21 protein-coding genes are annotated in these 25,270 nt (G+C 69.9%); 5 read left to right on the top strand and 16 right to left on the bottom strand.

The annotated features are described in order from the left end of the window. Positions 1-430: 430 nt before the first annotated feature. The 3 genes from NK718_RS20215 to NK718_RS20205 form a co-directional block, all read right to left on the bottom strand. Positions 431-712: a hypothetical protein gene (locus NK718_RS20215; protein ID WP_254746096.1), complete on the bottom strand. Its 282-nt coding sequence runs from the start codon at positions 710-712 to the stop codon at positions 431-433. A gap of 119 nt (positions 713-831) precedes the next feature. After that, positions 832-2,355, bottom strand: a complete 1,524-nt coding sequence (locus tag NK718_RS20210) for a CYTH and CHAD domain-containing protein (protein ID WP_254746094.1) — start codon at positions 2,353-2,355, stop codon at positions 832-834. Between the two features lie 6 nt (positions 2,356-2,361). Further along, positions 2,362-3,033, bottom strand: a complete 672-nt coding sequence (locus NK718_RS20205) for a hypothetical protein (RefSeq protein WP_254746092.1) — start codon at positions 3,031-3,033, stop codon at positions 2,362-2,364. Positions 3,034-3,583: 550 nt separating this feature from the next. Here NK718_RS20205 and NK718_RS20200 point away from each other — a divergent pair. Then, positions 3,584-4,021 carry a lipid-binding SYLF domain-containing protein gene (locus tag NK718_RS20200; protein ID WP_254746090.1) on the top strand — a complete coding sequence of 146 codons (438 nt, stop codon included), beginning with the start codon at positions 3,584-3,586 and terminating at the stop codon, positions 4,019-4,021. Positions 4,022-4,036: 15 nt separating this feature from the next. Here NK718_RS20200 and NK718_RS20195 read toward each other — a convergent pair whose 3' ends face one another. From NK718_RS20195 to NK718_RS20175, 5 genes are all read right to left on the bottom strand, one after another. Then, positions 4,037-5,071, bottom strand: a complete 1,035-nt coding sequence (locus NK718_RS20195) for an L-idonate 5-dehydrogenase (RefSeq protein WP_254746088.1) — start codon at positions 5,069-5,071, stop codon at positions 4,037-4,039. Between the two features lie 308 nt (positions 5,072-5,379). Beyond that, positions 5,380-7,296 carry a nitric oxide reductase activation protein NorD gene (locus tag NK718_RS20190; protein ID WP_254746086.1) on the bottom strand — a complete coding sequence of 639 codons (1,917 nt, stop codon included), beginning with the start codon at positions 7,294-7,296 and terminating at the stop codon, positions 5,380-5,382. Positions 7,297-7,301: 5 nt separating this feature from the next. Further along, the gene (locus NK718_RS20185) at positions 7,302-8,117 is read right to left on the bottom strand and encodes a CbbQ/NirQ/NorQ/GpvN family protein (protein WP_254746084.1); all 816 of its coding nucleotides are present in this window, start codon (positions 8,115-8,117) and stop codon (positions 7,302-7,304) included. A gap of 70 nt (positions 8,118-8,187) precedes the next feature. Further along, positions 8,188-9,534, bottom strand: a complete 1,347-nt coding sequence (locus NK718_RS20180) for a cbb3-type cytochrome c oxidase subunit I (protein WP_254746082.1) — start codon at positions 9,532-9,534, stop codon at positions 8,188-8,190. A gap of 32 nt (positions 9,535-9,566) precedes the next feature. After that, positions 9,567-10,019 (bottom strand): c-type cytochrome, encoded by a 453-nt coding sequence (locus NK718_RS20175; protein WP_254746080.1) that lies wholly within the window; start codon positions 10,017-10,019, stop codon positions 9,567-9,569. Between the two features lie 230 nt (positions 10,020-10,249). On the opposite strand from NK718_RS20175, the gene NK718_RS20170 reads away from it, so the two are divergent. From NK718_RS20170 to NK718_RS20155, 4 genes are all read left to right on the top strand, one after another. Continuing rightward, a complete protein-coding gene (locus tag NK718_RS20170; protein WP_254746078.1) occupies positions 10,250-10,405 on the top strand; it encodes a hypothetical protein in 156 nt (51 codons plus the stop codon). Positions 10,406-10,671: 266 nt separating this feature from the next. Continuing rightward, positions 10,672-12,111, top strand: a complete 1,440-nt coding sequence (ccoG, locus tag NK718_RS20165) for a cytochrome c oxidase accessory protein CcoG (RefSeq protein ID WP_254746076.1) — start codon at positions 10,672-10,674, stop codon at positions 12,109-12,111. A gap of 376 nt (positions 12,112-12,487) precedes the next feature. Beyond that, positions 12,488-13,789 carry a PQQ-dependent sugar dehydrogenase gene (locus NK718_RS20160; RefSeq protein WP_254746074.1) on the top strand — a complete coding sequence of 434 codons (1,302 nt, stop codon included), beginning with the start codon at positions 12,488-12,490 and terminating at the stop codon, positions 13,787-13,789. A gap of 43 nt (positions 13,790-13,832) precedes the next feature. Continuing rightward, complete coding sequence (locus NK718_RS20155) at positions 13,833-15,032, top strand: amidohydrolase (protein WP_254746072.1); 1,200 nt, start codon at positions 13,833-13,835, stop codon at positions 15,030-15,032. Positions 15,033-15,056: 24 nt separating this feature from the next. On the opposite strand, the gene NK718_RS20150 is transcribed toward NK718_RS20155, so the two are convergent. From NK718_RS20150 to NK718_RS20115, 8 genes are all read right to left on the bottom strand, one after another. Beyond that, positions 15,057-16,082, bottom strand: coding sequence for an ABC transporter ATP-binding protein (locus NK718_RS20150; RefSeq protein WP_254746070.1), 1,026 nt, complete (start codon positions 16,080-16,082; stop codon positions 15,057-15,059). Continuing rightward, positions 16,079-17,086, bottom strand: a complete 1,008-nt coding sequence (locus NK718_RS20145) for an ABC transporter ATP-binding protein (RefSeq protein WP_254746068.1) — start codon at positions 17,084-17,086, stop codon at positions 16,079-16,081. The genes NK718_RS20150 and NK718_RS20145 overlap by 4 nt, the downstream gene beginning before the upstream one ends. After that, positions 17,083-17,967, bottom strand: a complete 885-nt coding sequence (locus NK718_RS20140) for an ABC transporter permease (protein WP_254746066.1) — start codon at positions 17,965-17,967, stop codon at positions 17,083-17,085. Before NK718_RS20140 ends, NK718_RS20145 begins: the two co-directional genes overlap by 4 nt. Next, positions 17,964-18,899, bottom strand: coding sequence for an ABC transporter permease (locus tag NK718_RS20135; RefSeq protein ID WP_254746064.1), 936 nt, complete (start codon positions 18,897-18,899; stop codon positions 17,964-17,966). The genes NK718_RS20140 and NK718_RS20135 overlap by 4 nt, the downstream gene beginning before the upstream one ends. 15 nt (positions 18,900-18,914) lie before the next feature. Next, positions 18,915-20,510, bottom strand: coding sequence for an ABC transporter substrate-binding protein (locus NK718_RS20130; protein ID WP_254746062.1), 1,596 nt, complete (start codon positions 20,508-20,510; stop codon positions 18,915-18,917). Positions 20,511-20,543: 33 nt separating this feature from the next. Then, positions 20,544-21,656 (bottom strand): mandelate racemase/muconate lactonizing enzyme family protein, encoded by a 1,113-nt coding sequence (locus NK718_RS20125; RefSeq protein ID WP_254746060.1) that lies wholly within the window; start codon positions 21,654-21,656, stop codon positions 20,544-20,546. Positions 21,657-21,911: 255 nt separating this feature from the next. Continuing rightward, positions 21,912-22,727, bottom strand: a complete 816-nt coding sequence (locus NK718_RS20120) for a MaoC family dehydratase (RefSeq protein WP_254746058.1) — start codon at positions 22,725-22,727, stop codon at positions 21,912-21,914. Between the two features lies 1 nt (position 22,728). Next, complete coding sequence (locus tag NK718_RS20115) at positions 22,729-25,128, bottom strand: CaiB/BaiF CoA transferase family protein (RefSeq protein ID WP_254746056.1); 2,400 nt, start codon at positions 25,126-25,128, stop codon at positions 22,729-22,731. Positions 25,129-25,270: the final 142 nt, after the last annotated feature.

Here is a 25,270-nt window from a genome sequence, read left to right as displayed (position 1 = left end):
CTCATCACCCTCAACGCCATGCTCCGAGACCAGAAGGACTACCGATCCGCTTGACCGAAAAATACAGTTGCCGGATCTGGTTCCGCTTCGCTGCACCAGTCCGGGGACGGGCGGGCCGTTGGCCCGCAGCCCCAAAGAAAGAACGTCAGTCCGGCCCGCTCCCGGAGCCGCGAAGCGGCAGCGATAAGGGCGGGCCTCGCCCGCCCGTCCCCGGAATGCCGGAGCCTTGCGGAGGCATGTCCGGGGGCCAGCGCATGGATGTTGCCGCGAAGCGGCGCTGCACCAGCCTTTTCGTATGGACGCGCTACGCGCGACATGGTGCGCTGGGCCCCGGATCTGGTTCCGCTTCGCTGCACCAGTCCGGGGACGGGCGGGCTTTCGCCCGCAAGCGCAAAGGACGGACGCCAGTCCGCCCTCCGCCCGCCGCCCCTCAATAATTCTGGAAGGGCTGATCGCACACCGAGAGCGGGCAGGCCGGCTGGTCCTTGGTCTTCACGAACATGACGCGCGTGACCTCGCCGATGGGGCAGTAGGTGACGCTCGCGACATAGAGGTCGTAGAAGAACTGGCCGGAGCCCAGCACGATCGAGCCCTTGCTCTTCACCAAGGCCTGCGTCTGGGCGCAGGTCATGGTCAGCGTGTCGGGGCGGCTCTGGGCCAGGGCCGGAGCGGCGGCGAGGGTGAGGATGGCGGCGAGGATGGCGCGGGACATGCCGCCATATTGCCGCGCGCCCACGGCCGAGCACAAGCCGGCGCGCGGCGGACCTGCTTCACAACCTGCGGAGGCTGCCGCGCTCCGGACGCCGGCGCGGACCCAGTCCCCCCGCGCCGTCACAGCCAGTCGATGTCGGCCTTTTTGAAGGCGCGCCAGGCGGCGTGGACGTTGGAGCGGTGGGACGTGCGGCGGGCCTCGAACCAGGCGACCGCCAGCTCGCGCGTGGCGCGGCCGGCGGCGGCGCGGGCCGGCATGCGCAGCCCACCGACCAGCGCGCCCAGCGTCGCCGCGTCGTTGGCCTCGCCCAGCACGTCCTGCAAATGCGAGGCGATGGCGGCGAAGCGTCGGGTCTTGCGCGGGTGGCCGAGCAGTGGCGCGAAGGTGTCGACGCCATAGCGCAGCGCCTTCAGCGCGACGCGGACGCGGTGCAGCTCCGCATCGGTGAGCCGCGCCAGCCCTTTGCCGCGCTTCAGCACCCGCCGGCGCAGGCGCTTGAGCGTCCTGCGGGCGAAGGCGGCGGCGGGCGCATCGAGCGCCGCGACCTCGTCGTCCGTCCGGCCGTCGCGCCACCCGCGCCTGGCCGCCAGACCTTCCGCCGCGAGCACGAAGCCGGTCGCGTCCGGTCCCTCCAGCAGGCCGACGACCCCGGCGTAGCTGGCGCGGCGGGCCTTGCCGAGCGCCGCCGCGAACTGCTCGATACCGCCGGGCGGGCAGAGCTCGGCGAAGTCCTCCTCCCCGGTCAGCGGCGCCAGCACGTCCCATTCGCGCGCGTCGGCCATGCCTTTGGCCAGGCGCGCCGCCTCGCCCCGCAGCGCCTCCAGCGCCGGCGCGGGAACCTCGTGGTGGAACATCGACAGCAGCGCGCGCAGCCGGCGCAGCGCCACGCGGAGCTGGTGCAGCGCCTCGGCGTTCGCGCCGTCGAGGAAAGCGGGCCAGTTGCGCACGAACTGCGTGACGCAGGTACCGAGCGCGGCTTCGAGCAACTGCTCCATCGTCTCCGCCGAACCGGGAACCGGCAGCGCCTTGACCGCGCCCGCCGGGCCGGCGGCGAGCGCGTAGCCGCGCTCCCCCTTGCTTGCGGCGAGGAGCCGCAGGCCGAAGCGCGGCACGATGCGCCCGGCGAGATCGAACAGCACCGGCAAATCGCCGTCCTTCAGCTCGCACTCGCAATCGCGCACGCGCGCCCGGCGCTCGCCGGCGACGATCCAGCCCTGGTCCAGCGCCATTTCCACCGCGCCGCCCTTCTGATCGACGAGGGCCGTGCGGCGCAGGACGGTGGTGACGAAGGCGGGGGCGAGCGGCGCGTCGCGGCGGAGCCCGGCGAGATATTCGGCGAGGTCGGGCTCGAGGCGGCCAAGGTCGGGCGTGTCGCCGCCATTGTCCACCTCGCGCTCGGCGCGTGTGGCGAGGCCGTGCCCGCGCTCGCGCCACTTCACGCCGAGGCTGCGGCGTCGCCCGGCCTGCCGCACGCGCAGGGTGACGCCGGCCTGCCGGAAGGCGAAATCCGCCGTGTCCCAATAGGTGGAGACGAGGCGGCGGGGACGGCCGAACGCGGCAAAGGCGGCAAGCCCCTCCAGGGCCGCGTCGGGCACGCGGAACGCCAGCTCGCGCTCAAGCCCGGCCGCGGATTGGGGGGACACGGCGCGTCAGCGCGCCCGCGGGGCCTGGCGTCGCCCGTTGCTGCGGGCGGCGGCGGGCCGGGCGCGGACGGCGCGCGGCCGGCCCTTGGCTCCGGAGGCGGATTTGGCGGCGGCGGGCTTCGAGGCGGCGGACTTGGACGCAGCGGACTTGGACGCGGCCGACTTGGAGGCGGCCGACTTGGACGCAGCCGATTTGGACGCGGCCGATTTGGACGTGGCGGATGAAGCCTTCGCCGCCCTCGATGCGCCGGAAGCCGACTTGCCGGCGGTGGACTTGGCGGTCGTGGAGTTGGGGGCGCGCGGCTTGCGGGCCCGCGACGGCGCGGCGACATCGGACGTGGCGCGCGGCTTGCGCGGGCGACGCGCCCGCGTCGGCATCGGCGACGCGGCGGGCGCGTCGGGCTCCGGCGCGGCCGCCGAACCGTCGGGCGCGGCCTGCGCGTCGGCCTTCGGCATCGCGCCGGCGATCGCCCTGCGCAGGCGCTTGAGGGCGCGCCGCTCCTGCCGCAACGCGCGCAGCTCCACCGAGATGGCCGCCAGGATGCCGGGTTCGGCCGGCAGCGCCGCGGGGTCGACGCCGCCCGGGCCCACCGCCACCGCCTGGGCCTCGACGCGCTCGCGGCGCGCCTCGGCGAACTCCGCGTATCGCTGCTTCAGCCTGTCATCACGCTTGCTCATCTGGCTCTCCCGCCCCCATTTCAACTTCTTGCCGCCAGCAACGATCCGCGCCACGCGTCACCCTTCGCCAGCTTCCGCCCGTCCCGTCCGCACGTCCGTTTCGCACGTTCCTTCTGGACGTTCCTTCTGGACGTTCCTTCTGGACGTTCCTGGGGGCCGTCCGGCCCAGCCCCGGAACTGTGCCCCAGGATGGCGAGGCGGGCACGCGTTTTGTGATCCACCCTGCCCGCGGCGGCCTCGGCGCAAACTCACGCAGGATGACGATGCCGGGTCATTTCGCTTGATCTATTGCGCATATTAGCATCAGCATTATTGCTCATTGACCAGCTTAATCTAAACCGTTCAGTTGCCTTATGCGTCACGATCCCGAACGGAGAGGCCGCATCGTGTGCATCCGCGGGGCCACCCCGTCGGGCGCATGGCGGACGGCGCGCCCGCGCCGCGCCACCAAAACCGCTCCGCCGCGTTCAAGGACGGGCGAGCGGCGCGAGGCCGCGACGGACGGTCCGTTCCGGCCCCGTTTCAACTCCCGAAAGACGAGAGGTTTGTCATGAAGCGCAGGGTTCTACTCGCCACCTTCGCCGCCGCCGCACTCGCCGTCGCGGCCATGCCGGGCCTCGCAGAGGCCAAGACGGCCGCCGTGCGCATCCAGATCGTCAAGGCGGGCCTCATCGTCGGCATGTCCGGCGGCAAGGGCACGATCACCATGGACAAGAAGACCTACCCGCTGAAGATCGGCGGCGTCAGCCTCGGCGCGACCATCGGCGCGTCCAAGGCCGACCTGGTGGGCACCGCCTACAACCTGACCAGCGTGCAGGACATCGTCGGCACCTACACCGCCGCCGAGGCGGGCGTCGCCGTGGCCGGCGGCGCGCAGGTGGCGCGGCTGAAGAACTCCAAGGGCGTCGTCATCGAGCTGAAAGGCCGCCAGATGGGGGCCATGTTCTCGCTCGACCTGAACGGCCTGGAAATCGGCCTCGGCCGCTGAGGCGGCCGGACGCCGTCAGAAGCTGAGCTGCACCTTCATCGCCCGCGAGCGGTCGCTGGCGAGCGTGAAGGCCTCGACGGCGGACTCGAAGGGCAGCGTCGCGGTGATGAGGGGGCGGGGGTCGACGAGGCCCTGCCCCATCAGCCGCACGGCCAGTTCGAACTCGGTGTCGAAGCGGAACGCGCCGCGCAACTGAAGCTCCTTCGCCACGATGGTGTTGACCGGCAGCGTCATCTCGCCGCCGAGCCCCACCTGCACCACCACCGCCCCGGGGCGCAGCACGTCGAACGCCCCGATCAGCGCCGGCGCCGCGCCGGACGCCTCGAACAGCACGTCGAACGCGCCCTTCCCCGCCTTGTACTCCGCCAGCCCGTCCGGCTCCGCCGCCATGTTGACCGTGCGGGTCGCGCCGAGCGCCCGCGAGGCCGCCAGAGGCGCGTCGGCGATGTCGGTGACCACCACCTCCGCCGCCCCGCCGTAGCGGGCGACCATCGCGCACAGCGCCCCGATGGGGCCCGAACCGGTGACGAGCACGCGCCGGCCGAGCAGCGGCCCGGCCCGCATGCCGGCGTGCAGGCACACCGCCAGCGGCTCGGCCAAAGCCGCCTCGCCGAGGCTGAGCGAATCCGCGATCGGCACCGCCTGCGACGCGTCGACCGTCATGAACTCGCGGAAGCCGCCCTGCACGTGCGGGAAGCGCATCGCGCTGCCCAGGAAGCGCATGTCGAGGCAGTGGTTGCGCATCCCCCGCGCGCAGTACTCGCACGCGCCGCAGGGGCGGCTCGGATTGACCGCCACGCGCGCGCCGACGGCGAGGTGCGACACGCCCGAGCCGAGCTCCGTTATCACGCCGGAGATCTCGTGGCCGAGCGCCATCGGCTCCTTGACCCGAACCGTGCCGAAACCGCCCTTGTGAAAGTAATGAAGGTCCGACCCGCAAATGCCGCCCGCCGCGATCCGCACGCGGACCTCGCCGGGGCCCGGCTCCGGCGCGTCGGCGATGGTGTCGATCCGCAAATCGTGCGGGGCGTGAATGACGACGGCGCGCATGGCAAACCCGATCCGTGTGATGACAAGCTGCGCCGCACCGTGCGACGCCCGAGCCGGAAAATCCAGCACGGGCTAGCCGGATTCGGACAGCCCCGGAAGGCGCGATATTCGGCGGCGGCGCGCGCAGGCGCGATTCCGATGGAACAGCGGCCGAAGATCCGGATTCCGACGTTCCGACACAAGAAGCGCGGATCGCGGCGCCGTTCCGTGCCGAATTCGACACGGAAACGCGGGCGACGATGGCGGATTCCGACGCCGATTCCGGCGGCGGGCGCGGCGAAGCGGGCCGCGTCCGCAACTCCTGCGTGTCAGCCGACGAGCTGGCGGTAGATGGCCGGCAGAGCCATCGGCAGCCGCGACGCCCGCCCCACCGTGGCGAATCCGAAGCGTCCGAACAGTGTCGGAAAATACGACTTCGCATCCTCATCGATGGTCACCCCGAACACCGCCACGCCGGCGCGGCGGGCCTCCTGGACTGCCCGGCGAGTGTCCTCGATGCCGAACCGACCCTCGTAATGATCGACATCGTTCGGCTTGCCGTCCGTGAGCACGATCAACAACTTGCGGCGGTTCGGTTGAAGCACGATCTGAGCGACGGCGTGGCGGATCGCGGCGCCGATGCGGGTGTAATAGCCCGGCCGCAGCGCGCCGATGCGGCGCTCCACCGCGCCGCTCATCGCCTCGCCGAACTGCTTCACCGTCTCCACCCGCACCCAGGAGCGCCGGCGCGAGGTGAAGGTCAGGATGCTGTGGCTGTCGCCCGAGCCCGCCAGCCCGTGCGCCAGCACCAGCAGCGCCTCCTTCTCGACGTCCAGCACCCTGCGCCCATCCACCCAGCTGTCGGTCGACAGCGAGACATCCACCAGCAGCGTCACCGCCAGGTCCTGCCCCTGCTCCCGGGTGGTCATGTGCACCCGGTCGAGCGCGCCGTGCCCGGTCGCCAGATCGCAGCGCGCCCGCACCAGGGCGTCGAGATCGAGCTCCTCGCCGTCCGCCTGCGCCCGCATTAGGACCCGGCGGGGCCGCAGCGCCTCGAACTGCCGGCGCACCCGCCTGACGTGCCGCAGCGCCTCGGCGTCGGGCGTCCAGGTCTCGCCCGTCTCCGGCGCGACGCCGGCCAGCACGCGGCAATGGGCCGGAAGATAGGCCGCGCGGGTGTAGTCCCACTCGGGATAGGTCAGCTCGGCGGTCAGCCGCTCGCGGTCGACCGCCTCGGGCGGCAGGTCGAGATCAAACTTGAGGCGGCTCGCCGGCTTGCCGTCGCGGCGGCCGACGGTCAGTTCCTCCAGCGCGTCGGCGGCCTCGCGCGCCTGGTCGTCCTCGTCCTCGTCCGACGGCCGGTCGACATCGACCATCTCGGCCATGGCCAGGATCTTCTCGAAGCGGTTCAGCGCCAGCGGGTCGCGCTCGGCCCGCTCGGCGTCCTCGCGCTCGCGGTTGGCGGTGCGCTTGCGCGTCTCGGCCGCCTGGGAGTCCGACGCGCCTCCGGCCTCGTCCGGATCGTCGGCTGCGGTCTGTTCCGCCCGCAGCCAGGCATCGCCCCACAGCGGACAGGGAAGGAATGGCTGGTAGCCGCGCGCGATCCCGGAAGGGAGCGGCCCCTCGCCCGCAACCGCCGCCCACAGCGCGCCGGGAGGCGGGTCGCCGGCCCCCAGCAGCGTCATGACGATGCGCTCGAGCTCGCGCTCGTTGGCGGGCATCGGCCGCTTCGGCCGCGCGGCGGCGATGGCGCAGGCCAGCGCGCGATGGTCCCCCGCGAGGCCGGGGAAGGCGGCGAGCACCGCCAGCGTGGTGCGCCGCGCCCGGCGCAGCGCCAGCAGGTCACGGCGCAAGGGCTCGTCCTCGCCGAGCGGCGTGACAGGCACGACGGCGAACCACGCCGCCAGCCACCGATACAGCGCCCGGTTGAGCGCGGGGTCCGGGAAATAGGCGATGCCGGCGGGCAGGAACAGGGTCGCGCCGTCGCGGCCGGGCTGTTCCAGCCGCTCCTCGCCCACGCCGACGAATTGCCGCCAGCCCAGGCGATGCTTCGAGCGGCGCGCGCCCGCCGCCGCGATCTGCACGGCGGCCTCGCCGCCGAACCCCCGGAACATTACGGCCAGCGGGCCGCGCACCTCCTCCAGCGTCGCTTCCGCCTCCGGGCAGCGCGCGTAGGTGGCCGCGCCGCCGACCAGGCGGTGCCAGACTTTTCCGACAGTCTCCTCGAGCTCCAGGAAATCGAGCATGGCGGTCACACCGCCAGCGCGCGGGCGAGCTCGACCAGCGCCGTCTTGACGTCCGGCTCGTCCGTCAGCGGCTCGACCATGGTCGCCAGCACCGCCTCGCGCGCCGGCATGCCGGCGGCGATCAGGCTGGCGCAATAGACGACGAGCCGGGTCGAGACGCCCTCCTCCAGGTCGTGGCCCTTGAGGGCGCGCAGGCGGCCGGCGAGCGCCACCAGCGGCTTGACCCGGCTCTCCGCCAGGCCGCTCTCGGCCGAGACGACGGGGATCTCCCGCTCGGGAGGCAGGAAGCCGAACTCGATGGCGACGAAGCGCTGGCGGGTGCTGGGCTTCAGCGCCTTGAGCAGGCTCTGGTAGCCGGGATTGTAGGACACGACGAGCATGAAGCCGTCCGGGGCGTGCAGTTCCTCCCCGGTGCGCTCCAGCGGCAGGATGCGCCGGTCGTCGGTCAGCGGATGCAGCACGACGGCGACGTCCTTGCGCGCCTCGACCACCTCGTCGAGATAGCACAGGCCGCCCTCGCGCACGGCGCGCGTCAACGGTCCGTCGCACCACACCGTGTCGCCGCCCTTGAGCAGATAGCGCCCCGTCAGGTCGGCGGCGGTGAGGTCGTCGTGGCAGGAGACCGTGTGCAGCGGCAGTCCCAGCCGGGCCGCCATGTGGGCGACGAAGCGCGTCTTGCCGCAGCCGGTCGGGCCCTTGAGCAGAAGCGGCAGGCGTCGCGCCCAGGCCAGCTCGAACAGCTCGATCTCGTTGCCGGAGGGCGAATAGAACGGGATGACGGGACCGGCGGCCGACGGGACCGGATGAACGGCGATGGTCATGGGGATTCTCTCGGATTGAATGGGGGAACGGGGCGGCCGGCCCGCGCTCGGCGGGCCGGCCGCCGGGAGGTCACTCCGCCGGCTGAACCGCGCCGAGCGGCGCGCCCTTGCGCTCGCGGCCGGGGACCAGCACGGACCAGACGAACATCAGCGCGGCGAGCCCGACGAACGCTCCGGAGCCCAAACGTACCCAGTAGAACAGCGCCAGCCCGTCCTGGACGTCCATGTAGGACTGGCCGAGCACGCGCTGCAGGTGAACCTGCACGACGCCCGCGAAGGTGAGCGCGAAGGTCATCACCGTCATCGCCGTGCACATGATCCAGAAGCTGACGATGCTCAGCCACTGGCTGTAGACGCGGCGGCCCAGCAGAAGCGGGAAGGCATAGGCCATCATCGCCAGGTTCAGCATGACGTAGGCGCCGAAGAAGGCGAGATGTCCGTGGGCCGCCGTCACCTGCGTGCCGTGCGTGTAGTAGTTCACGGAGGACAGCGTGTGCAGGAATCCCCACACGCCGGCGCCGAGGAACGCCATCACCGAGCAGCCCACCGACCACAGTAGTGCGGCGCGGTTCTCGTGCTTGCGCCCGGCCTTCCACGTCATCTGGACGGTGAACAGGATCATGGTGAAGAACGGCGCGACCTCCAGCGTGGAGAACAGCGAGCCGATCCACTGCCAGTAGCCCGGCGCGCCGATCCAGTAGTAGTGGTGGCCGGTGCCCAGGATGCCGGAGAACAGCGCCAGGCCGATGATGACGTAGAGCCACTTCTCGACGACCTCGCGGTCGATGCCGTTCAGCTTGATCATGAGGAAGGCCAGGACCGAGGCCATGATCAGCTCCCACACGCCTTCGACCCAGAGGTGGACGACGTACCACCAGTACATCTTGTCCAGCGCGAGGTTGACGGGGTTGTAGAAGGCGAACAGGAAGAAGATCGCGACGCCCCACAGGCCGAACAGCAGGATGTTCGTCACCGTGGTCTTGCGTCCCTTCAGCACCGTCATGGTGATGTTGAAGAGGAACATCAGCGCCACGACGACGATCCCGACCTTGATGGCGAAGGGCTGTTCGAGGAACTCGCGGCCCTCGTGGATGTGGAATAGATAGCCGACGACGGCAACGCCGGCCGCGGCGAAGAACAGCCAGAACTGCACCTTGGCGAGCATGGGGCTCCACAGCTCGTTCTCGGTTTCCTCGGGGATGAGGAAATAGGTGCAGCCCATGAAGCCCATCAGCAGCCACACGATCAGCGCGTTGGTGTGGATCATCCGGACGATATTGAAGGGCAGAAGCTCGGACAGCGTGTTCGGCAGGACGTAGATCGTGCCGGCCAGAATCCCGAACGCCACCTGGGCGAGGAAGAGCGTCAGCGCGCCGTAGAAGTAGAGCAGCGCGACCTTCTGGGTCTCGTATCTCATGGTGCGAATCTTTCAGCGATGAAGGTGTTCGGTCAGCCGGAGGTGTGGGGCGGCCAGTTCTGGGTCTTGATGCGGCTCGTCCACTCCAGGAAGTCGGAGAGGTCGTTGACCTCCTGCTCGGAGAGGTTGAACTGCGGCATCTGACGGCGGCCCGGCGTGCCGGACGGCTGCGAGGCCATCCAGGCCTTCAGCATGTCGCGCGCGGCGGCGGGATCCTCGTTGCCGTTCCAGCGGATCCAGACATTGCCGAGCTCGGGAGCGAAATAGGCGCCCTCGCCGAGCAGCGTGTGGCAATTGATGCAGGAGTTCTTTTCCCAGACGTGCTTGCCGCGGGCCACCGCCGGCGTCAGCGTCGACGCGTCGGTGGACGAAGTCGCCATGTACCAATGACTGTGGGCCGTGAGCCCCAGGAAAATCACGAAGAAAAAGGCCGAGCCGCCGTAGAACACGTTGCGGGCCGCCGAGGTTGTGAGGCGCTCAGCCATCACCGATCCTTTCGAGAGTCAGTCCTTTCGACAAAGCCCTGCGCGGGCATGCTCCGGACAACCGGGACACGGCGCGGGACGCTAGTCGTCGCGGCGCAGTCTTCTTTGTGGCGGCGCAACAAACGGGGCGATTGACGATGCGCGGGGCGTTTGCGCGGGCGCAACGTCGCGCCTCCACCCTGCGGGTAGGTCAGGGCCGACGCGGGGGCTCACCCGCCGGGGAGTTCGACATGACCGACGCACAAATGGGCCTGATCGTCGCGACGCCCATCATCATCGCCTTCGCGGTGGCGCTGCGGCGCATGGGCGTGCTGCGCACGTCCGCCGCCGTGTTGGCCGTTGTCGCATCGGTGGGGATCGCCGCGACGCTCTTCCTGACGCAGTGACAGGCGGCGCGGCCCCGGCGCGCATGCGATGCTTCGAATATACCTGACCTGAATCAAGGACGGCGCAGGCCGACGGGCCTAGTTTCGTCTCCTGAAAGGTTCCGCGGTGGGGCCGCGCGCTATGGCGCGACGGTCCCATTGTCGTCGCGGATCCGGCGGCCGAGCGCGCGGCGTCGCAGCCATGCAGTCGGGTCTGGATCCCTCGCCACGAGGGCGCGCAGCGCTCCGGGCGGGCCGACGTCCCGCGGTGGCGAAGGAGGCACCGGATGGCCGAAGGCGACACCATCATCGAAGGCCCGCTCTACGCGGCGCGGAAAAAAGTCTACCCCCAGGCCGTGCAGGGCCTGTTCCGACGCGTCAAATGGGCGATTCTGGTTGTCACGCTCGGCATCTACTACCTGGTGCCCTTCCTGCGCTGGGACCGCGGCCCGAACCTGCCCAACCAGGCGGTGCTCGTCGACCTGCCACACCGGCGATTCTATTTCTTCTTTGTCGAGTTGTGGCCGCAGGAGGTCTACTACTTCACCGGCCTGCTGATCATCGCAGCGATGACGCTGTTCCTGATGAACGCCGTCGCGGGCCGGTTGTGGTGCGGCTACATGTGTCCGCAGACCGTGTGGACGGATCTGTTCTACGCAGTCGAGCGCTGGGTCGAGGGCGACCGCCGCGAGCGGATGAAGAAGGACAAGGGCGGCTGGTCCGCCGACATCGTCGCGCAGAAGCTCCTCAAGCACTCGATCTGGCTGATGATCGCCTGGTGGACCGGCGGCGCGTGGGTTCTCTATTTCTCCGACGCGCCGACCCTGGTGCGCGACCTCGCCACGCTGCAGGCCCCGTGGGTCGCCTATGTGTGGATCGGCATCCTCACCTTCACCACCTACGCGCTGGCCGGGTTCATGCGCGAGCAGGTGTGCATCTACATGTGCCCCTGGCCGCGCATCCAGGCGGCGCTGACGGACGAGTGGGCGCTCAACGTCACCTATCGCAGCGACCGCGGCGAGCCGCGCATGTCGGTGAAGAAGGCCGAGCACGCCCGCGAGCGCGGCGAGAAGGCCGGCGACTGCGTCGACTGCCGGCAGTGCATCGCCGTGTGCCCCACCGGCGTCGATATCCGCGACGGCATCCAGCTCGGCTGCATCCAGTGCGGCCTCTGCATCGACGCGTGCGACACGGTGATGAAGGAGATCGGCCGCCCGACCGGACTGATCGGCTACGACACCGACATCAACATCGCCTGCCGGGCCAGCGGCAAGCCGACGGTCCGCAAGGTCGTTCGCCCGCGCACCATCCTCTACGCGGCGGTGATCGGCACCGTCGGGGCGATCATGCTCTACGCGCTGCTGACGCGCCCGACGATGGACCTCAGCGTCCTGCACGAGCGCAACCCGCTGTTCACGCGCCTGAGCGATGGAAGCGTGCGCAACGACTACACGGTGCGGCTGCTCAACAAGCGACCCATCGACCGCAGCTTCGAGCTCGGCATTTCCGGCCTCCCCGGGGCCGTGCTGCGGGCCGTCGGCGCGGAGGAGACGGCAGGTGGCGGCGTGGTGCTCACCGTCGGGCCCGACCAGACCAGCGCCGTGCGCGTGCTCGTCAGCACCCCGAAATCCGCCATTCCGCACGAATCCACCGACCTCGTGTTCACCCTGCGCGACACCGCAACGGGGGAATCGTCGGTCGTGAAGGACCATTTCATTCCCCACTGAAACGGGGCGGAACGCGGCGGACGGCAAGCGTGTCCGGGCGGGTGGCGCCCGGCGTTCGAGAGGGCGCGAGCCAACGCCCCTTCCTGGCGTGGCGCCGCCGCTTCGCCCCACATCGCCCCGTTATTTGATCTAAAGCAAGGATCGCGCGCCTTCGCCGATCTAGAAGAACCCCCGAGGCGCTTGAGCACTCGCTCAGCCTCCCTGTTTGACTTAAGGCCGCCCTGTGGGGCGGCCTTTTTTCTTTCCCTGCGAGCTGGCGCTCCAGCCCGACGCGGACGCCGCACGCCCGGCGCACGGCTGAGGTGCGCACCGCAAGGCTTTCCACCGCCTCGCGCTTCGACTAGCGTGCGCGCGGAACGAAGGAAGACAGGTGAGCATGAGCATTTCCATGAGCTTCGCGCGCTTGGTCGCAGCGGTCGGCGCAACGATGGTGGTCGTCCGCCGCATGCGCGATGGCGGGGTGACGCCGGCCTTCGGCAAGGCGCCCGCCATTCCCTCGGCGAAGCCGCAGGGCAAGCTGCCGACCCTCAAGATGCCCACCGCGCGCGGCTGGTCGAAGGGCCAGAAGCCGCAGGTCGCGCCGGGTCTCAAGGTCAACGCCTTCGCCACGGGCCTCGACCACCCGCGCTGGATCGAGACGATGCCGAACGGAGACGTGCTCGTCGCGGAGTCGCGCAGCGTCCCGGGGCCGCTGAAATCCGTCTTCGACTACGCGATCCGCACCACGATGCAGCGGGCGGGTTCGGTCGGCGTCAGCGCCAACCGCATCACGAGGCTGCGCGACGCGGACGGCGACGGCGTCGCGGAAATCAGCGGCGTCTTCCTCGACAAGCTCAACCAGCCCTTCGGCATGGCGCTGGCCGGCGACACGTTCTACGTCGGCAACACCGACGGCATCGTCGCCTTCCCCTACTCGCACGAGACGGCGGCCGCGAGCGGCCCCGGCCGCAAGCTGGTGTCGTTCAAGCCGGCCGGCCACTGGACCCGCAGCCTTCTGCTCAACCCCGAGAAGACGAAGCTCTACGCCGGGGTCGGCTCGCTGACCAACATCGCCGACCAGGGCTTCGCCGCCGAGGAAGGCCGCGCCGCGATCCACGAGCTCGACCTCGCCACGGGCGCGAGCCGCGTCTTCGCCTCCGGCCTGCGCAACCCGGTGGGCATGGCCTGGGAGCCGACGACCGGCGCGCTGTGGACGGTCGTGAACGAACGCGACGGGCTGGGCGACGAGACGCCGCCCGACTACCTCACCTCCGTGCAGGACGGCGGCTTCTACGGCTGGCCCTATTGCTACTGGGGCCAGACCGTGGACGACCGCGTGCAGCAGGACGCCGCCGCCGTCGCGCGGGCGCTGACGCCCGACTACGCGCTGGGCGGCCACACCGCCTCGCTGGGGTTGTGCTGGATGCCCGCCGGTACGTTGCCCGGCTTCCCGGATGGCATGGCGATCGGCCAGCACGGCTCGTGGAACCGCAGCACGCTGAGCGGCTACAAGGTCATCTTCGTGCCGTTCGAGAACGGCAGGCCGAGCGGGCCGCCCCGCGACATTCTCTGGGGCTTCCTGTCGCCGGACGAGAGCGAATCGTATGGACGGCCGGTCGGCGTCGGCATCGGCCCGGACGGCTCGCTCCTGGTGGTGGACGACGTCGGCGACGCCATCTGGCGCGTGACCGGCGCGTGAGCGCCTAACCGAACCCCAGGTTTCCAGCGAGAGAGGAACGGCCGTGACCGAGCATGCGACGTTCAGGGCGGTCCAGCCCTGGCTCCCCGAACTCACCGCGATCCGGCGCGACATCCACGCTCATCCCGAGATGGGTCTCGAGGAACGGCGGACCGCCGCGCTGGTCGCCGCCAAGCTGCGCGAATGGGGCATCGAGGTCGAGGAGGGCGTGGGCGGAACGGGCGTCGTCGGCACGGTGAGGGGCCGCCTGCCCGGCCAGCGTTCCATCGGCCTGCGGGCCGACATGGACGCGCTCGCCATGACGGAGCGCACGGGCCTGCCGCACGCCTCCACGCACGCCGGCGTGATGCACGGCTGCGGCCACGACGGCCACACCACGATGCTTCTCGGCGCGGCGCGCTACCTCGCGGAAAACCGCGACTTCTCCGGCGTCGTGCAACTGATCTTCCAGCCCGCCGAGGAAGGGCGCGGCGGCGCGCTCGCCATGCTCGCGGACGGGCTGTTCGAGCGCTTCCCGTGCGACGCCGTGTTCGGCATGCACAACAAGCCCGGCATGCCCCTCGGCAGCTTCGGGATCTGCAAGGGCGCCGCCATGGCGGGCGGCAGCAAGTTCTTCGTCCGCTTCACCGGCACCGGCGGTCACGGCGGCAGCAACCCTCACCTCTCGACCGACCTGTCGATCGTTGCGGCGCACTTCGTGCTCGGCCTGCAGACCATTGTCGGCCGCAACATCTCGGCCTTCGAGCCCGCCGTCATCAGCGTCGGACATATCGGCGGCGGCGATCCGGAGGCCTGCAACGTGATGCCCTCCGAGATCATGGTCGCGGGCACGACCCGCCACTACAGCGACCCGGTGAAGGAGCTCACGGAGCGCCGCATGCGCGAGCTGGCGCATGGCCTCGCCGCGATGCACGGCGCCTCGGTCGAGGTGACGTTCGACTGGCTGGCCGAGCCGCTCATCAACCACGCCGACGAGACCGACGCGGCCGTCCAGGCGGCGTCGTCGGTGGTCGGGGCCGCCTCGGTCGACGCGAAACTGCCGCCGACCGGCGGTGGCGAGGACTTCGCCTTCATGCTGCGCCGCCGCCCCGGCTCGTTCATCTTCATGGGCAACGGCACGACGGAGGAAGGCGGCGGCGCGGGCCTGCACACGCCGGTCTACGACTTCAACGACGCGGCCATTCCCTACGGCATCGCCTACTGGATCGAGCTCGTGAAGCAGGAGCTGCGCGTGCCGGCGTGAGCCGGCCGCGCCCGCGCCGCACGGTCAGACGGGGATCGGGTTCGGCCGCGCGAAGTGGCACGCGACCTGATGGCCGGGCAGCTCGTCGCGCAGCGGCGGGCGCTCTTGCCGACAGATGTCCTGCGCCAGCGGACACCGGCTGCTGAAGGCGCAGCCGCTCGGCATGTTGGTCGGGCTCGGCACGTCGCCTTGCAGGATGATGCGGCGGGACGGCCGGTCGGGATCGGGCTCGGGCGCGGCCGACAGCAGCGCCTGCGTGTAGGGATGGTGCGGCGTGCGGTAGATCGCGTCCTTCGGCCCCATCTCGACGATGCGGCCGAGATACATCACCGCCACCCGGTCGGCGATATGGCGCACGACGGCGAGGTCGTGCGCGATGAACAAATACGATAGCCCGCGCTTCTGCTGGAGATCCTGCATCAGGTTGATCACCTGCGCCTGGACGGAGACGTCGAGCGCGGAAACCGGCTCGTCGGCGACGATGAAGCTCGGGCCGAGCGCAATCGCCCTGGCGATGCCGATGCGCTGGCGCTGTCCTCCCGAGAATTGGCGCGGATAGCGGTCCATGTAGCGCGGCGGCAAGCCGACTTGCGTCAGCAGGTCGGCCACCATCTCCCGCCGCTCGCGCGCAGAGGAGCCGATGCCGAAGACGCCCATCGGCTCCGCGATGATGTCCGCCACGCTGCGGCGCGGGCTCAGCGAGCCGTAGGGATCCTGGAAGATCATCTGCACATGCCGGCGCATGGCCCGCATGCCGCGGGGCGACAACTGCGTCAGGTCCTCGCCGTCGTAGAGAACCTTGCCCGCGCTGGGCTCGATGAGGCGCAGCATCAGGCGGCCGAGCGTCGATTTCCCGCAGCCCGACTCGCCCACCACCGCCAGCGTCTCGCCCCGCGCCACCTCCAGCGAAACGGTATCGACGGCGCGCACATCGGCGCGCTTTCCGCCGAACCCGAGTCCGGTCTTGGAGCTGAAGACCTTGGAAAGCCCCTCGGCCCGGATCAGCGGCTCAGCGACGGGCGCGGGCCGGGTCGACGCCTGCGCGTTCATGGCGAGGCCTCCGCGGCGGACCGCGCCTGCGCGGCCTCCGCCGTCACCCAGCACGCGGCCTTGTGGCTCGGCCCAAAGGCGAACAAGGGCGGCCGATCGACGGCGCATGTCTCGACGCGCAACGGGCACCGCGCCCGAAAGGCGCAACCCTGCGTCACGGACCCGGCGAGCGGCACGGAGCCGGGGATCTGATAAAGCCGGTCGCGCTCGTCGTCGAGGCGCGGGATGGATTTCAGCAGGGCCCGCGTATACGGGTGCGCCGGATTGCGGAAGATCGAGCGGACGTCCCCCTCCTCCACCACGCGGCCCGCGTACATTACGACCACACGTTCGCAGCTGTCGGCGATGATGCCGAGATCGTGCGAAATCAGCAGGATCGCCGTCCCGAGGCGCTGGCGCACGTCCTTGAGCAGGGCCAGCACCTGCGCCTGGATGGTGACGTCGAGCGCGGTCGTCGGCTCGTCGGCGATCAGCAGGCGCGGGTTGCAGGCGACGGCCATGGCGATCATCACGCGCTGGCGCATGCCGCCCGAGAACTGGTGCGGATAGGCGTCGATCCTTCCGGCGGGATCGGGGATGCCGACCAGCCGGAGCAGTTCGAGCACGCGCTTGCGCCGCTGTGCGGAGTTCAGATCCTGGTGCAGCAGGATGGCTTCGCCGATCTGGTCGCCGATGGTCATGACCGGGTTCAGCGAGCTCATCGGCTCCTGAAAGATCATCGCCACGTCGCGGCCGCGGATGTCCGGCATCTGGTTGCGGGGCAAGGCGAGGAGATCGGCGCCGTCGAACAGGATGCGCCCGCCGGAGATGCGTCCCGGCGGCTCCGGCACGAGCCGCAGGATCGACAGCGAGGTCATCGACTTGCCCGAGCCGGACTCGCCGACCACGCCGACCGACCCGCCCGCTTCGATCTCGAAGCTCACGTCGTCGACCACGCGGATCGGGTTGGCCCGCGGACCAAACTCGACGCTCAGGTTCTCGATGCGCAGGAGCGGCGCGGTCACTGCGCGGTCTCCGGGTCGAGGATGTCGCGCACGGCGTCGCCGAAGACGTTGAAGGCGAGCACCACGCAGGTGATCGCGAACCCCGCCCCGATCACCGGCCAGGGTGAGCCGAACAGGTTGTTCAGGCCGTCGCGGATGATGTTGCCCCAGCTGGGGTTCGGCGGCTGGGTGCCGATGCCGAGGAAGCTGAGCGACGCCTCGAGCCGGATGGCGGAGGCGGTCCACAGCGTCATCAGCACGACGATGGGCGCCGCGATGTTGGGGATGATGTGACGCAGGATGATGACCGGCGTGCTGACGCCGACGGCCACGGCCGCCTCCACGTAGGGTTCCTGCCGCACGGCCATGGTCTGGGCCCTCGCCACGCGGGCGAAGCCCGGCACGAAGGCCGCCGAGATCACCACGACGATGTTCCAGAACCCGCCCCCGAGCGCGGCGGCGATAATGATCGCCAGCAGCAATTCCGGGAACGAGATCAGCAAATCGACGATCCGCGAGATCACCCGATCGACGATGCCGCCGAAATAGCCGGCGACGACGCCGAGCGTCGTGCCGACGACGGCGGCGAGCGCCGGCGACAGCAGGCCCAGGATGAGAGAGTTCCGCGAGCCGTAGATCATGCGCGACAGCACGTCCCGCCCGAACTGGTCGGTGCCGAGCCAGTTGGCGGCGGAGGGCGGCTTGTTGATCTTCAGGAAGCTCTGGGCCAGCGGGTTGTAGGGCGCCAGCCACGGCGCCAGCAGGGCGATAAGGACGAAGATCAGAATGACGATGGCCGCGAACAGCGTCGCCGGCCTCGCCAGGATCACCTGGCGGAAGATCTCGAGCCGGCTGGGCGCCGGGGAGACGGGCTCGAACGTGTCGATGGACGCCGTGGTCATTGCACGCGGATCCGGGGGTCGACCACGATGTAGAGCAGGTCGATCATGAGATTGACGACGACGACGAAGAGCGCGAACACGATCACCCCGCCCTGGATAACCGCGTAGTCGCGCTCGCTGATGCCGGAAATCAGCAGCGTGCCGATGCCGGGCCGATTGAAGACGAGTTCCACCGCCACCGACCCGGAGAGCGTCGCCAGCAGGCTCATGCCGAGGCCCGTGGTGAGCGGCAGCATCGCGTTGCGCAGGGCGTGGCGGTAGATCACCCTGCCCTCCCGCGCGCCCTTGGCGCGGGCGGTGCGGACATAGTCCTTGCCGAACACCTCCAGCAGGGAAGTCCGCGCCAGCTTGCCCATGAAGGCGGACTTCAGGAAGGCCAGCGTCAGCGCGGGCAGGACGATGTGGTACATCCGGCTGGGGAAATCGTCGCCGCCGCCGTTGATCGGAAACCAGCCCAGGTTCAGCGAGAAGACGATCAGCAGCAGCGCTCCGAGATAGAAATCCGGGATCGCGTAGCCCACCAGCGAATAGAGCCGGACCGCCGAGTCCGCCGGGCGGTTGCGGTGGGTGGCGGCGAGCACGCCCATGGGGATGCCCGCCGTCACGCCGATCAGCGTCGCGGCGATCGTGAGTTCGATCGTGTACGGGAGGTGGTGGGCGAGCAGGTTCACGACCGGCGTGTTGCTGATCAGGGACCGCCCGAGGTCCAGCGTCACGACGCCGTGGAGAAAGTTCAGATATTGCCGCCAGAGCGGGACGTTCAGCCCCATCTTCTCGCGGAAGACGGCGATCTGGTCAGGCAGGGCATTGTCCCCGAGGGCCGCGATCGCGGGGTCCCCGGGGAGGATGCGCATGGCGATGAAGACGAGCGTCAGCACGAGCAGCACGGTCGGAATCGAATCCGCCAGCCGCCAGAAGATGTAGCGCGCCATCGCCAGCCGGCCCGGTCAGGCCGTCTTGGTCGCGCGGTGGAAGCGCCACCGCGCATAGCCCGACTTCACCGGGTAGCCGAGGTCGACATTGCCCCGCCGCGCCACCGTGAAGGACAGCGTCGACAGTCCGATGAGCGGGAGGTCGCGGAGCACCTGAAGCTCGATCTCCCGACAGGTCTTCTCGTAGTCCTGGAAGCTCGTCGCCTTCAGCGCCTTGTCCAGCAGGTCGTCGATGCCGGGCATCGCGACGCCGTAATGGCTGTAGTTGCCGCCGCCGTTGCCGTCCGACTTCACCTCCGAGGCCGACGCCAGCTGCTGGAAGTAGAGCTGCGTCGGAATGGGCGGATAGCTCGACGAGTGCATCGCCAGCGTGTTTTTGTCGGAACGGTTGTCGGCGTGATAGGCGGTGTGGTCGCCGATCTTCAGGTCCATGTTGATGTTGGCGAGGCGCAATTGCTCCTGCACGATCAGCATGGTCGAGGCATAGTCCTCGCGCTTGCTGCACAGCGCGACGAAGCTGATGCCGTTCGGGAAGCCGGCCTCGGCGAGCAGCTTCTTCGCCTTCTCCGGATCGTAGGGGTATTGCAGTTCCTTCGGCAGGTCCTCGGTCTTGAAGCCCGCGGGGAAGTTGGCGGGCTGCAGGCCGGCCATGACGCCGCCCATCGGCGCCAAAGCCTGCGCGACGGCCGGACGGTCGATGGCGTGCATGATCGCCTGGCGAACCTTGAGCTTGTCGAAGGGCGGCCGGGTGAGGTTGATGTGCAGCGTGTTGAACGAGCCCGGCGCCGTCATGTCCATCTTCAGCGTGCGGTCGCGCTGCAGCATCGAGTCGACCCAGCCGGGGGCGCGCACGGCCTCCATCATGTCGATCTTGCCGGACAGCAGCGCCAGCGTCCGGGCGGTCGTGTCGGCGATGTACAGGCACTCGACATTGGCGATCTCCGCCTTCGTGCCCCAGTACTTGTCGAAGCGCTTCATGAACATGCCGGCGTTCGGGTCGAACTTGGCGAGTTCATACGGGCCGGTGCCGACTGCGTCCGTGGCGAAGGCCTCGCCCATCTTTTCGGCGGCCTTCTTCGAGACGATCGACGTGTTATTGTTGAACACGCTGGTGCCGAGGAACAGCGGATCGGGATCCTTGAGGGTCATCACGACGCCGTAGGGCCCGTCGGCGACGACCTCCTTGATGTTGGCGAGGATGGTGGTGTTGGTCCCCGCCTTCATCGCCCTCGTGTAGGAATAGACGACGTCCTCGGACGTCATCTCGCCGTAGCCCTTGTGGAACTGCACGCCCTCGCGCAGCTTGAACTTCCAGCTCCTGGCGTCCTCCGACATCGTCCAGCTCGTCGCCAGCGTCGGAATGTACTCCTCCGGCTTCACGGCGAACGTGCCGTCCTCGGGGCGCACGAGCTGCTCGTAGGCCTGCTCGGTCGCCCAGTTGTCGGAGCCTTGCGTCGTCAGGTTCGGGTCGCTGTGGCGCGGCCGGCCGGCGGCGATGCCGATGCGCAGCACGTCGGTTTCCTGGGCGCTGGCGGGCCGGAGGCCGGCGAGGCCGATCGCCGCGGCGGCGGTTCCGAGTTGCAGGACGCTGCGCCTGTCCATGGTCGTCATCCTCTCCTCCCTTTCCGTGATCGACGCGGCGCTTCAGCGCCTTTTCTGGATTTCGGCCTCGTCCACCTCGATGCCGAGGCCCGGACCGCCCGGAATGACGAACTTGCCGTCGACGGGCTTCGGCACGGACTTGAACCCGACATCCATCCGCCCCGATGCATCGGCGAATTCGGCCGGCTTGGTCAGGTGCATGATCGTCGCCAGAACGTGCAGGTTGGCGACGTTGCCGATGGTCGGCTGCGTCTGGTGCGGCACAAGCTCGACGCCGTGCGCGAAGCAGATCGCCGCGCACTGCATCAGGCCGGTGATGCCGCCCATCTTGACGATGTCGGGCTGGACCATGCGCACGCCGGCGTTGATCATGTCGACCAGCGCCTGGACGGTGTAGGTCTGCTCCGCCGCGGAAACCGTGATGTCGAGGCGCTGGGCCACCTCGCCCATGCCGCGCACGTCGTAGTGCTGGACGGGCTCCTCGAACCACGAATAGCCCAGTTCCTCCAGCGCCCGCCCGACCCGGATGGCGCCGCCGACCGAGTAGCCGTTGTTGGCGTCGAAGCCGAGCGGGTAGTCGTCGCCCACCAGCTTGCGTACCGCCCTCGCCTTCGCGATGTCGCCGTTGATGTCGGCGTCGAGCTTTGTGCGGTCGCCGTCCCAGCGGATCTTCACCGCCGCCGGACGCTCCTTCGTCAGGCGCGCCTCGACGGCGCGGACGGTCTCGTCCACGGTCCTGCCCGCGTTGCCGCCGATGCTGGCGTAGAACGGCACCTCGGTGCGCCACGCGCCGCCCAGCAGCTTGTACACCGGCAGCCCGAGCACCTTGCCCTTGATGTCCCACAGCGCAATGTCGACGGCGGCGAGCGCGCCGGTCAGCGCGCCTTCCGGCCCGAGCTTGATGTTCTTGTGAAACATCCGGTCGTGCAGCACGGCTTGGTCGAAAGCGTCCGCCCCGACGAGGGAGGGCGCGATGTCACGCTCCACGATCCCCAGCGAATGCATGCCGCCCTGCATGGGAGACGCCTCGCCCCAGCCCACCACGCCGTCCTCGGTCGTGACGCGCACTAACGCGGTGCGGCGTCCGGGCGGATCGCCAGGGGCCCAGCTCACCTGAAAGGCTTCGACCGACTTGATCTTCGCGGAAACGCTCACCGTCTGCCCTCTTCCGTCCGTTCCTCGTGCGCGGGAGGACGCCGGGCTTGCGGGGCTCGCCCGGCCGCCGGGAGGCGGGCGGAGAGCCGGTCGCTTGCGCGCTCGATGACCGCCCGGCTACCGCCGGGTCGGTCATTCGGCGAGATCCGGTGAGGACCCCTCGGCGTTTCACTCCCTGGGCGACCGTTCCCCGGCCGCTTGTTGGTCAGGCGACGATAACGCAATTGCATGCGGATGCAATCGTTATGGCCGCCGTCATGCATAGATCTGCGTCCGCCGGAAACGCGCCGCGACGCTTCGCCCGTCGACGATCAGGTGCTCGTCGGTCTGGAAGTAATGCCGGCCGCGGCGCTCGTAGACGTCGCTGACCACCGCCGAGACGGAGAGCACGCGCCCCGGCTTCACCGGCGCGAAATGCTGCGTCTCGCAGCCCACCAGCACGAGGGGCGCTGGAAAGGCGTAGCCGCTGTTCACGTCGAACATCGCCCGGCGCATCAGGCCGCCGGAGTGGACCAGCCCCGTTTCGGCGTAGAACGTGTGTCGCTCGTCGAAGGCGTCGAGCGACGCCCGCAGGTCGTCCGCCGACAGTTCCGCCGGAGCCGTCCGGCAGACCTCGCCTACGGCAAGGTCGCCCACCGTCACCGGCCGGCGGCCGTCCGGCGGTTGCGGGACGGGAAGGCTCGCGAGGGTCGGCGGGGCGACGGGCTCGTCGGGCAGCGCCAGCCAACCCGTCAGCACGTCCTCGCCGTCCTCGTTGCGCGCCGACAGCGCGGCGGTGACACGTTCCCCTTCGCGGGTCGCCTCGGACACGTGAAAGGTCACGACGTCGCCGTTGTAGACCGGCCGGCGGAAGCGAACCTCCATGGCGCCGCGAGTCGCCCAGTCGAGACCCCAGGCCTCGATCGCGAACCGGCTGGCGTGGCCGTAGAGAAACGCGCCCGGGACCAGGGCGGCCTTGAACCCCATCTTCCGCGCCGTCTCGTCATCGTGCGTCGAACCGCGATAACGGGGGTTGTCGTCCAGCCGGATGCGGATTGGGGTCGCCGAGGGAAAGACGGACGGCTTCGCCATGTCAGGCTCCCGGCAGCGGCGCGTCGGCGATGACGCCCGCCTCGCGCGCCGCCTCGAGTGCGCGCTCGTCCAGGCCCACCAGGTCGCGCAGCACGACACGCGTGTCGCCCCCGAAAACGGGCGCCGCCCGGAATTGCCCGCCGGGTGTCAGGCTCAACCGGATCGGCAGGGTCGGATAAGGATGCCGCCCCGCGTCCGGATGTTCGAGCCAGGTGAAAAAGCCGCTGCGGGCGAGATCGTCGCTGTGCGCCAGATCCTCGGCGGTGCGCACCGGAGCGGCGGGGACGCCGCAACGCTGCAAATGGCTGGCAGCCTCGTGCTTCGACCGCGTGCGCGACCAGGCGGCGATGATGGCGGACAGCGCGTCCTCGTTGGCGCGCCTGTCGGCGAGCGTCGCGAAACGCGGGTCGCGCGCCAGCTCCGGCTGGCCGATCGCCTCGCAGAGCGCATGCCACTCGTCCTCGTCCCGCGCCGCGACGACCAGCCATTCGTCCTCGCCCGCCGCCGGGAACGCGTCGTGCGGCGCGGCCCAGGGCGACCGGTTGCCATCGCGTTCGGGATCGCGCCCCGTCTCCGCCGCGGCCAGAATGTCCGCCCCGATGAAATGCATCGCCGCCTCGACCTGCGGAATCTCCACGTACTGCCCCTCCCCCGTCCGCTGCCGGTGAAGCAGCGCGGTGAGAATGGCGGACGCCGCGTTGAAGCCGCCGATCGGATCGAGATAGGACGGCCCCGTGGTCTCCGGCTGGCCGTCGCGATAGCCGACGAGGCTCGCCATGCCGGTCGCCATCTCCATCGTCGGGCCGAGCGCGGCGAAGCGCGACATCGGTCCGACGCCGCCGAAAGCAGGCAGTTCGGCGACGACGATGTCGGGCTTGATGGCTCTCAGGCGCTCGTAGCCGAGTCCGAGCCTATCGAGCGTTCCCGGTCGGAAGTTGCAGATCAGCACGTCCGACACGGCCACGAGCCCGCGCAGCAATTCGCGCCCGCGCTCGGTCTTCAGGTCGAGGATGCAAGAGCGCTTGTTGATGTTCTGCGAGTTGAACAGGAACGACCGATCGAAGGGCCGCTCGCCGGGCTCGCCGTTCGGGAAGTTGATGGGATTGGGCGTCTCCTTGTTGAGCCGCCAGGAATTCACGCGGTTGGGAGACTCGACGTGGATCACGTCCGCGCCGAGGAAACCGAGCACGCGCCCTGACATCGGCCCCGCCCATGCGGTCGTCAGTTCGAGAACGCGCAGGCCGGCCAGAGGCGCGGCCCGATCCGTCGTGGCGGGAACCGGCGGCTGCGACGGAGCCTCCGCGAGGCTGGCGAGGCCGTGCCTGTCCTCGCCCAGTTTCGGCGGCGGCGCGGGGACGCGCCGGGGCGTGCGGGAAAAGCGGTAGGGCGGCCCCAGCGCCAGCGACCCGTCCGGGAGGCGCTGCCAGTAGCCGCGCTCCTTCAGATGGGCGCTGGCCAGCGTCTCGGTCAGCCGCTCGGCCTTGGCGGCGATCACTTCGGCGCGTTGCAGGCGGGCGACCAGTTCGTCCGCGTCGCGATCCGCCACCCTGGCCTGGATGATCTCGAACAGGGCCGTCCAGTTGTCGCGCCGGGTCGCCGGCTCGGCGAAACGCGGGTCGCGCTCCAGGTCGCCGAGGTCGAGCGCTGCGCAGAGCGCACTCCAGCGGTGATTGTAGATCCAGATGCAGACCCAGCTGCCCCGGCACAGCACCTGCCCGGCCGGGATGTTCTGGTCCGCGCGGCTGCGCCGCACGCCGCTGTAGATGTGCTGCACCAGATAGGGGAAGCCCATCGCCGCCGCCGTCTCGGCTTCTGCAACCGACACGTGCTGGCCCCGCCCCGTGCGCGTGCGCGCCAGCAGCGCCGCCGTGGCGCCGATATAGGCGGCGAGCCCCGCCGCGAAGGATGCGCGGTGGCCGCATCCGTAAAGCGGTTCGCGCCCAAAAGCCCCGTTGTTGACCATCATGCCGGAGAGCGCCTGCAGCACGATCTCAGGCCCCTTCCAGCCAGCCAGCGGACCGTCGCCGCCGAATGCCTGCACCGAAACCGACACGCACGCCGGATTGGCCGCCCGGACCGCCTCGGGCTCGAAGCCGGCGGGCAGGATGGCGACGTCGGCCGCGCGCAACAGCGTCGACAAACGCGACGCCGCGCCCGGCCCGTCCCTGTCCAGGACAATTGAGCCCTTGCCAAGGTTAAGGTGGGCGAAGAGAAAGGAACCGCCGTCGCTCGTCGTGGACAGCGGCGGCGCGGATCGCACGAGCGACCCGCCAGGAGGCTCCAGCAAGGTCACTTCCGCGCCATGGTCCGCGAAAAGACGCGCGCAATACTGCCCGCCAATACTGTCGGAGAGATCGACGACGCGCAGGTCCGCCAGGGCGCAATCTGCAGTCTCGGTCACGCGCGCACTCCCCGTCGCGACGCGACGTCGGCCCGTTGGCGGCCGTACGGTCCCGTCGACTCGGCCGGCTCCGGGCCGGCGTTTCATCCCGCCGTCACCGTAACCCGCCTTTGCATCCGTATGCAAGGCCGTGCTAGGATCA

The sequence above is a fragment of the Alsobacter ponti genome, from assembly GCF_024294805.1.
Lineage (GTDB): Bacteria > Pseudomonadota > Alphaproteobacteria > Rhizobiales > Beijerinckiaceae > Alsobacter > Alsobacter ponti.
The sequence above is the reverse complement of the archived record's forward strand: the minus strand, read 5'-3'. Positions and strand labels throughout refer to the sequence as shown.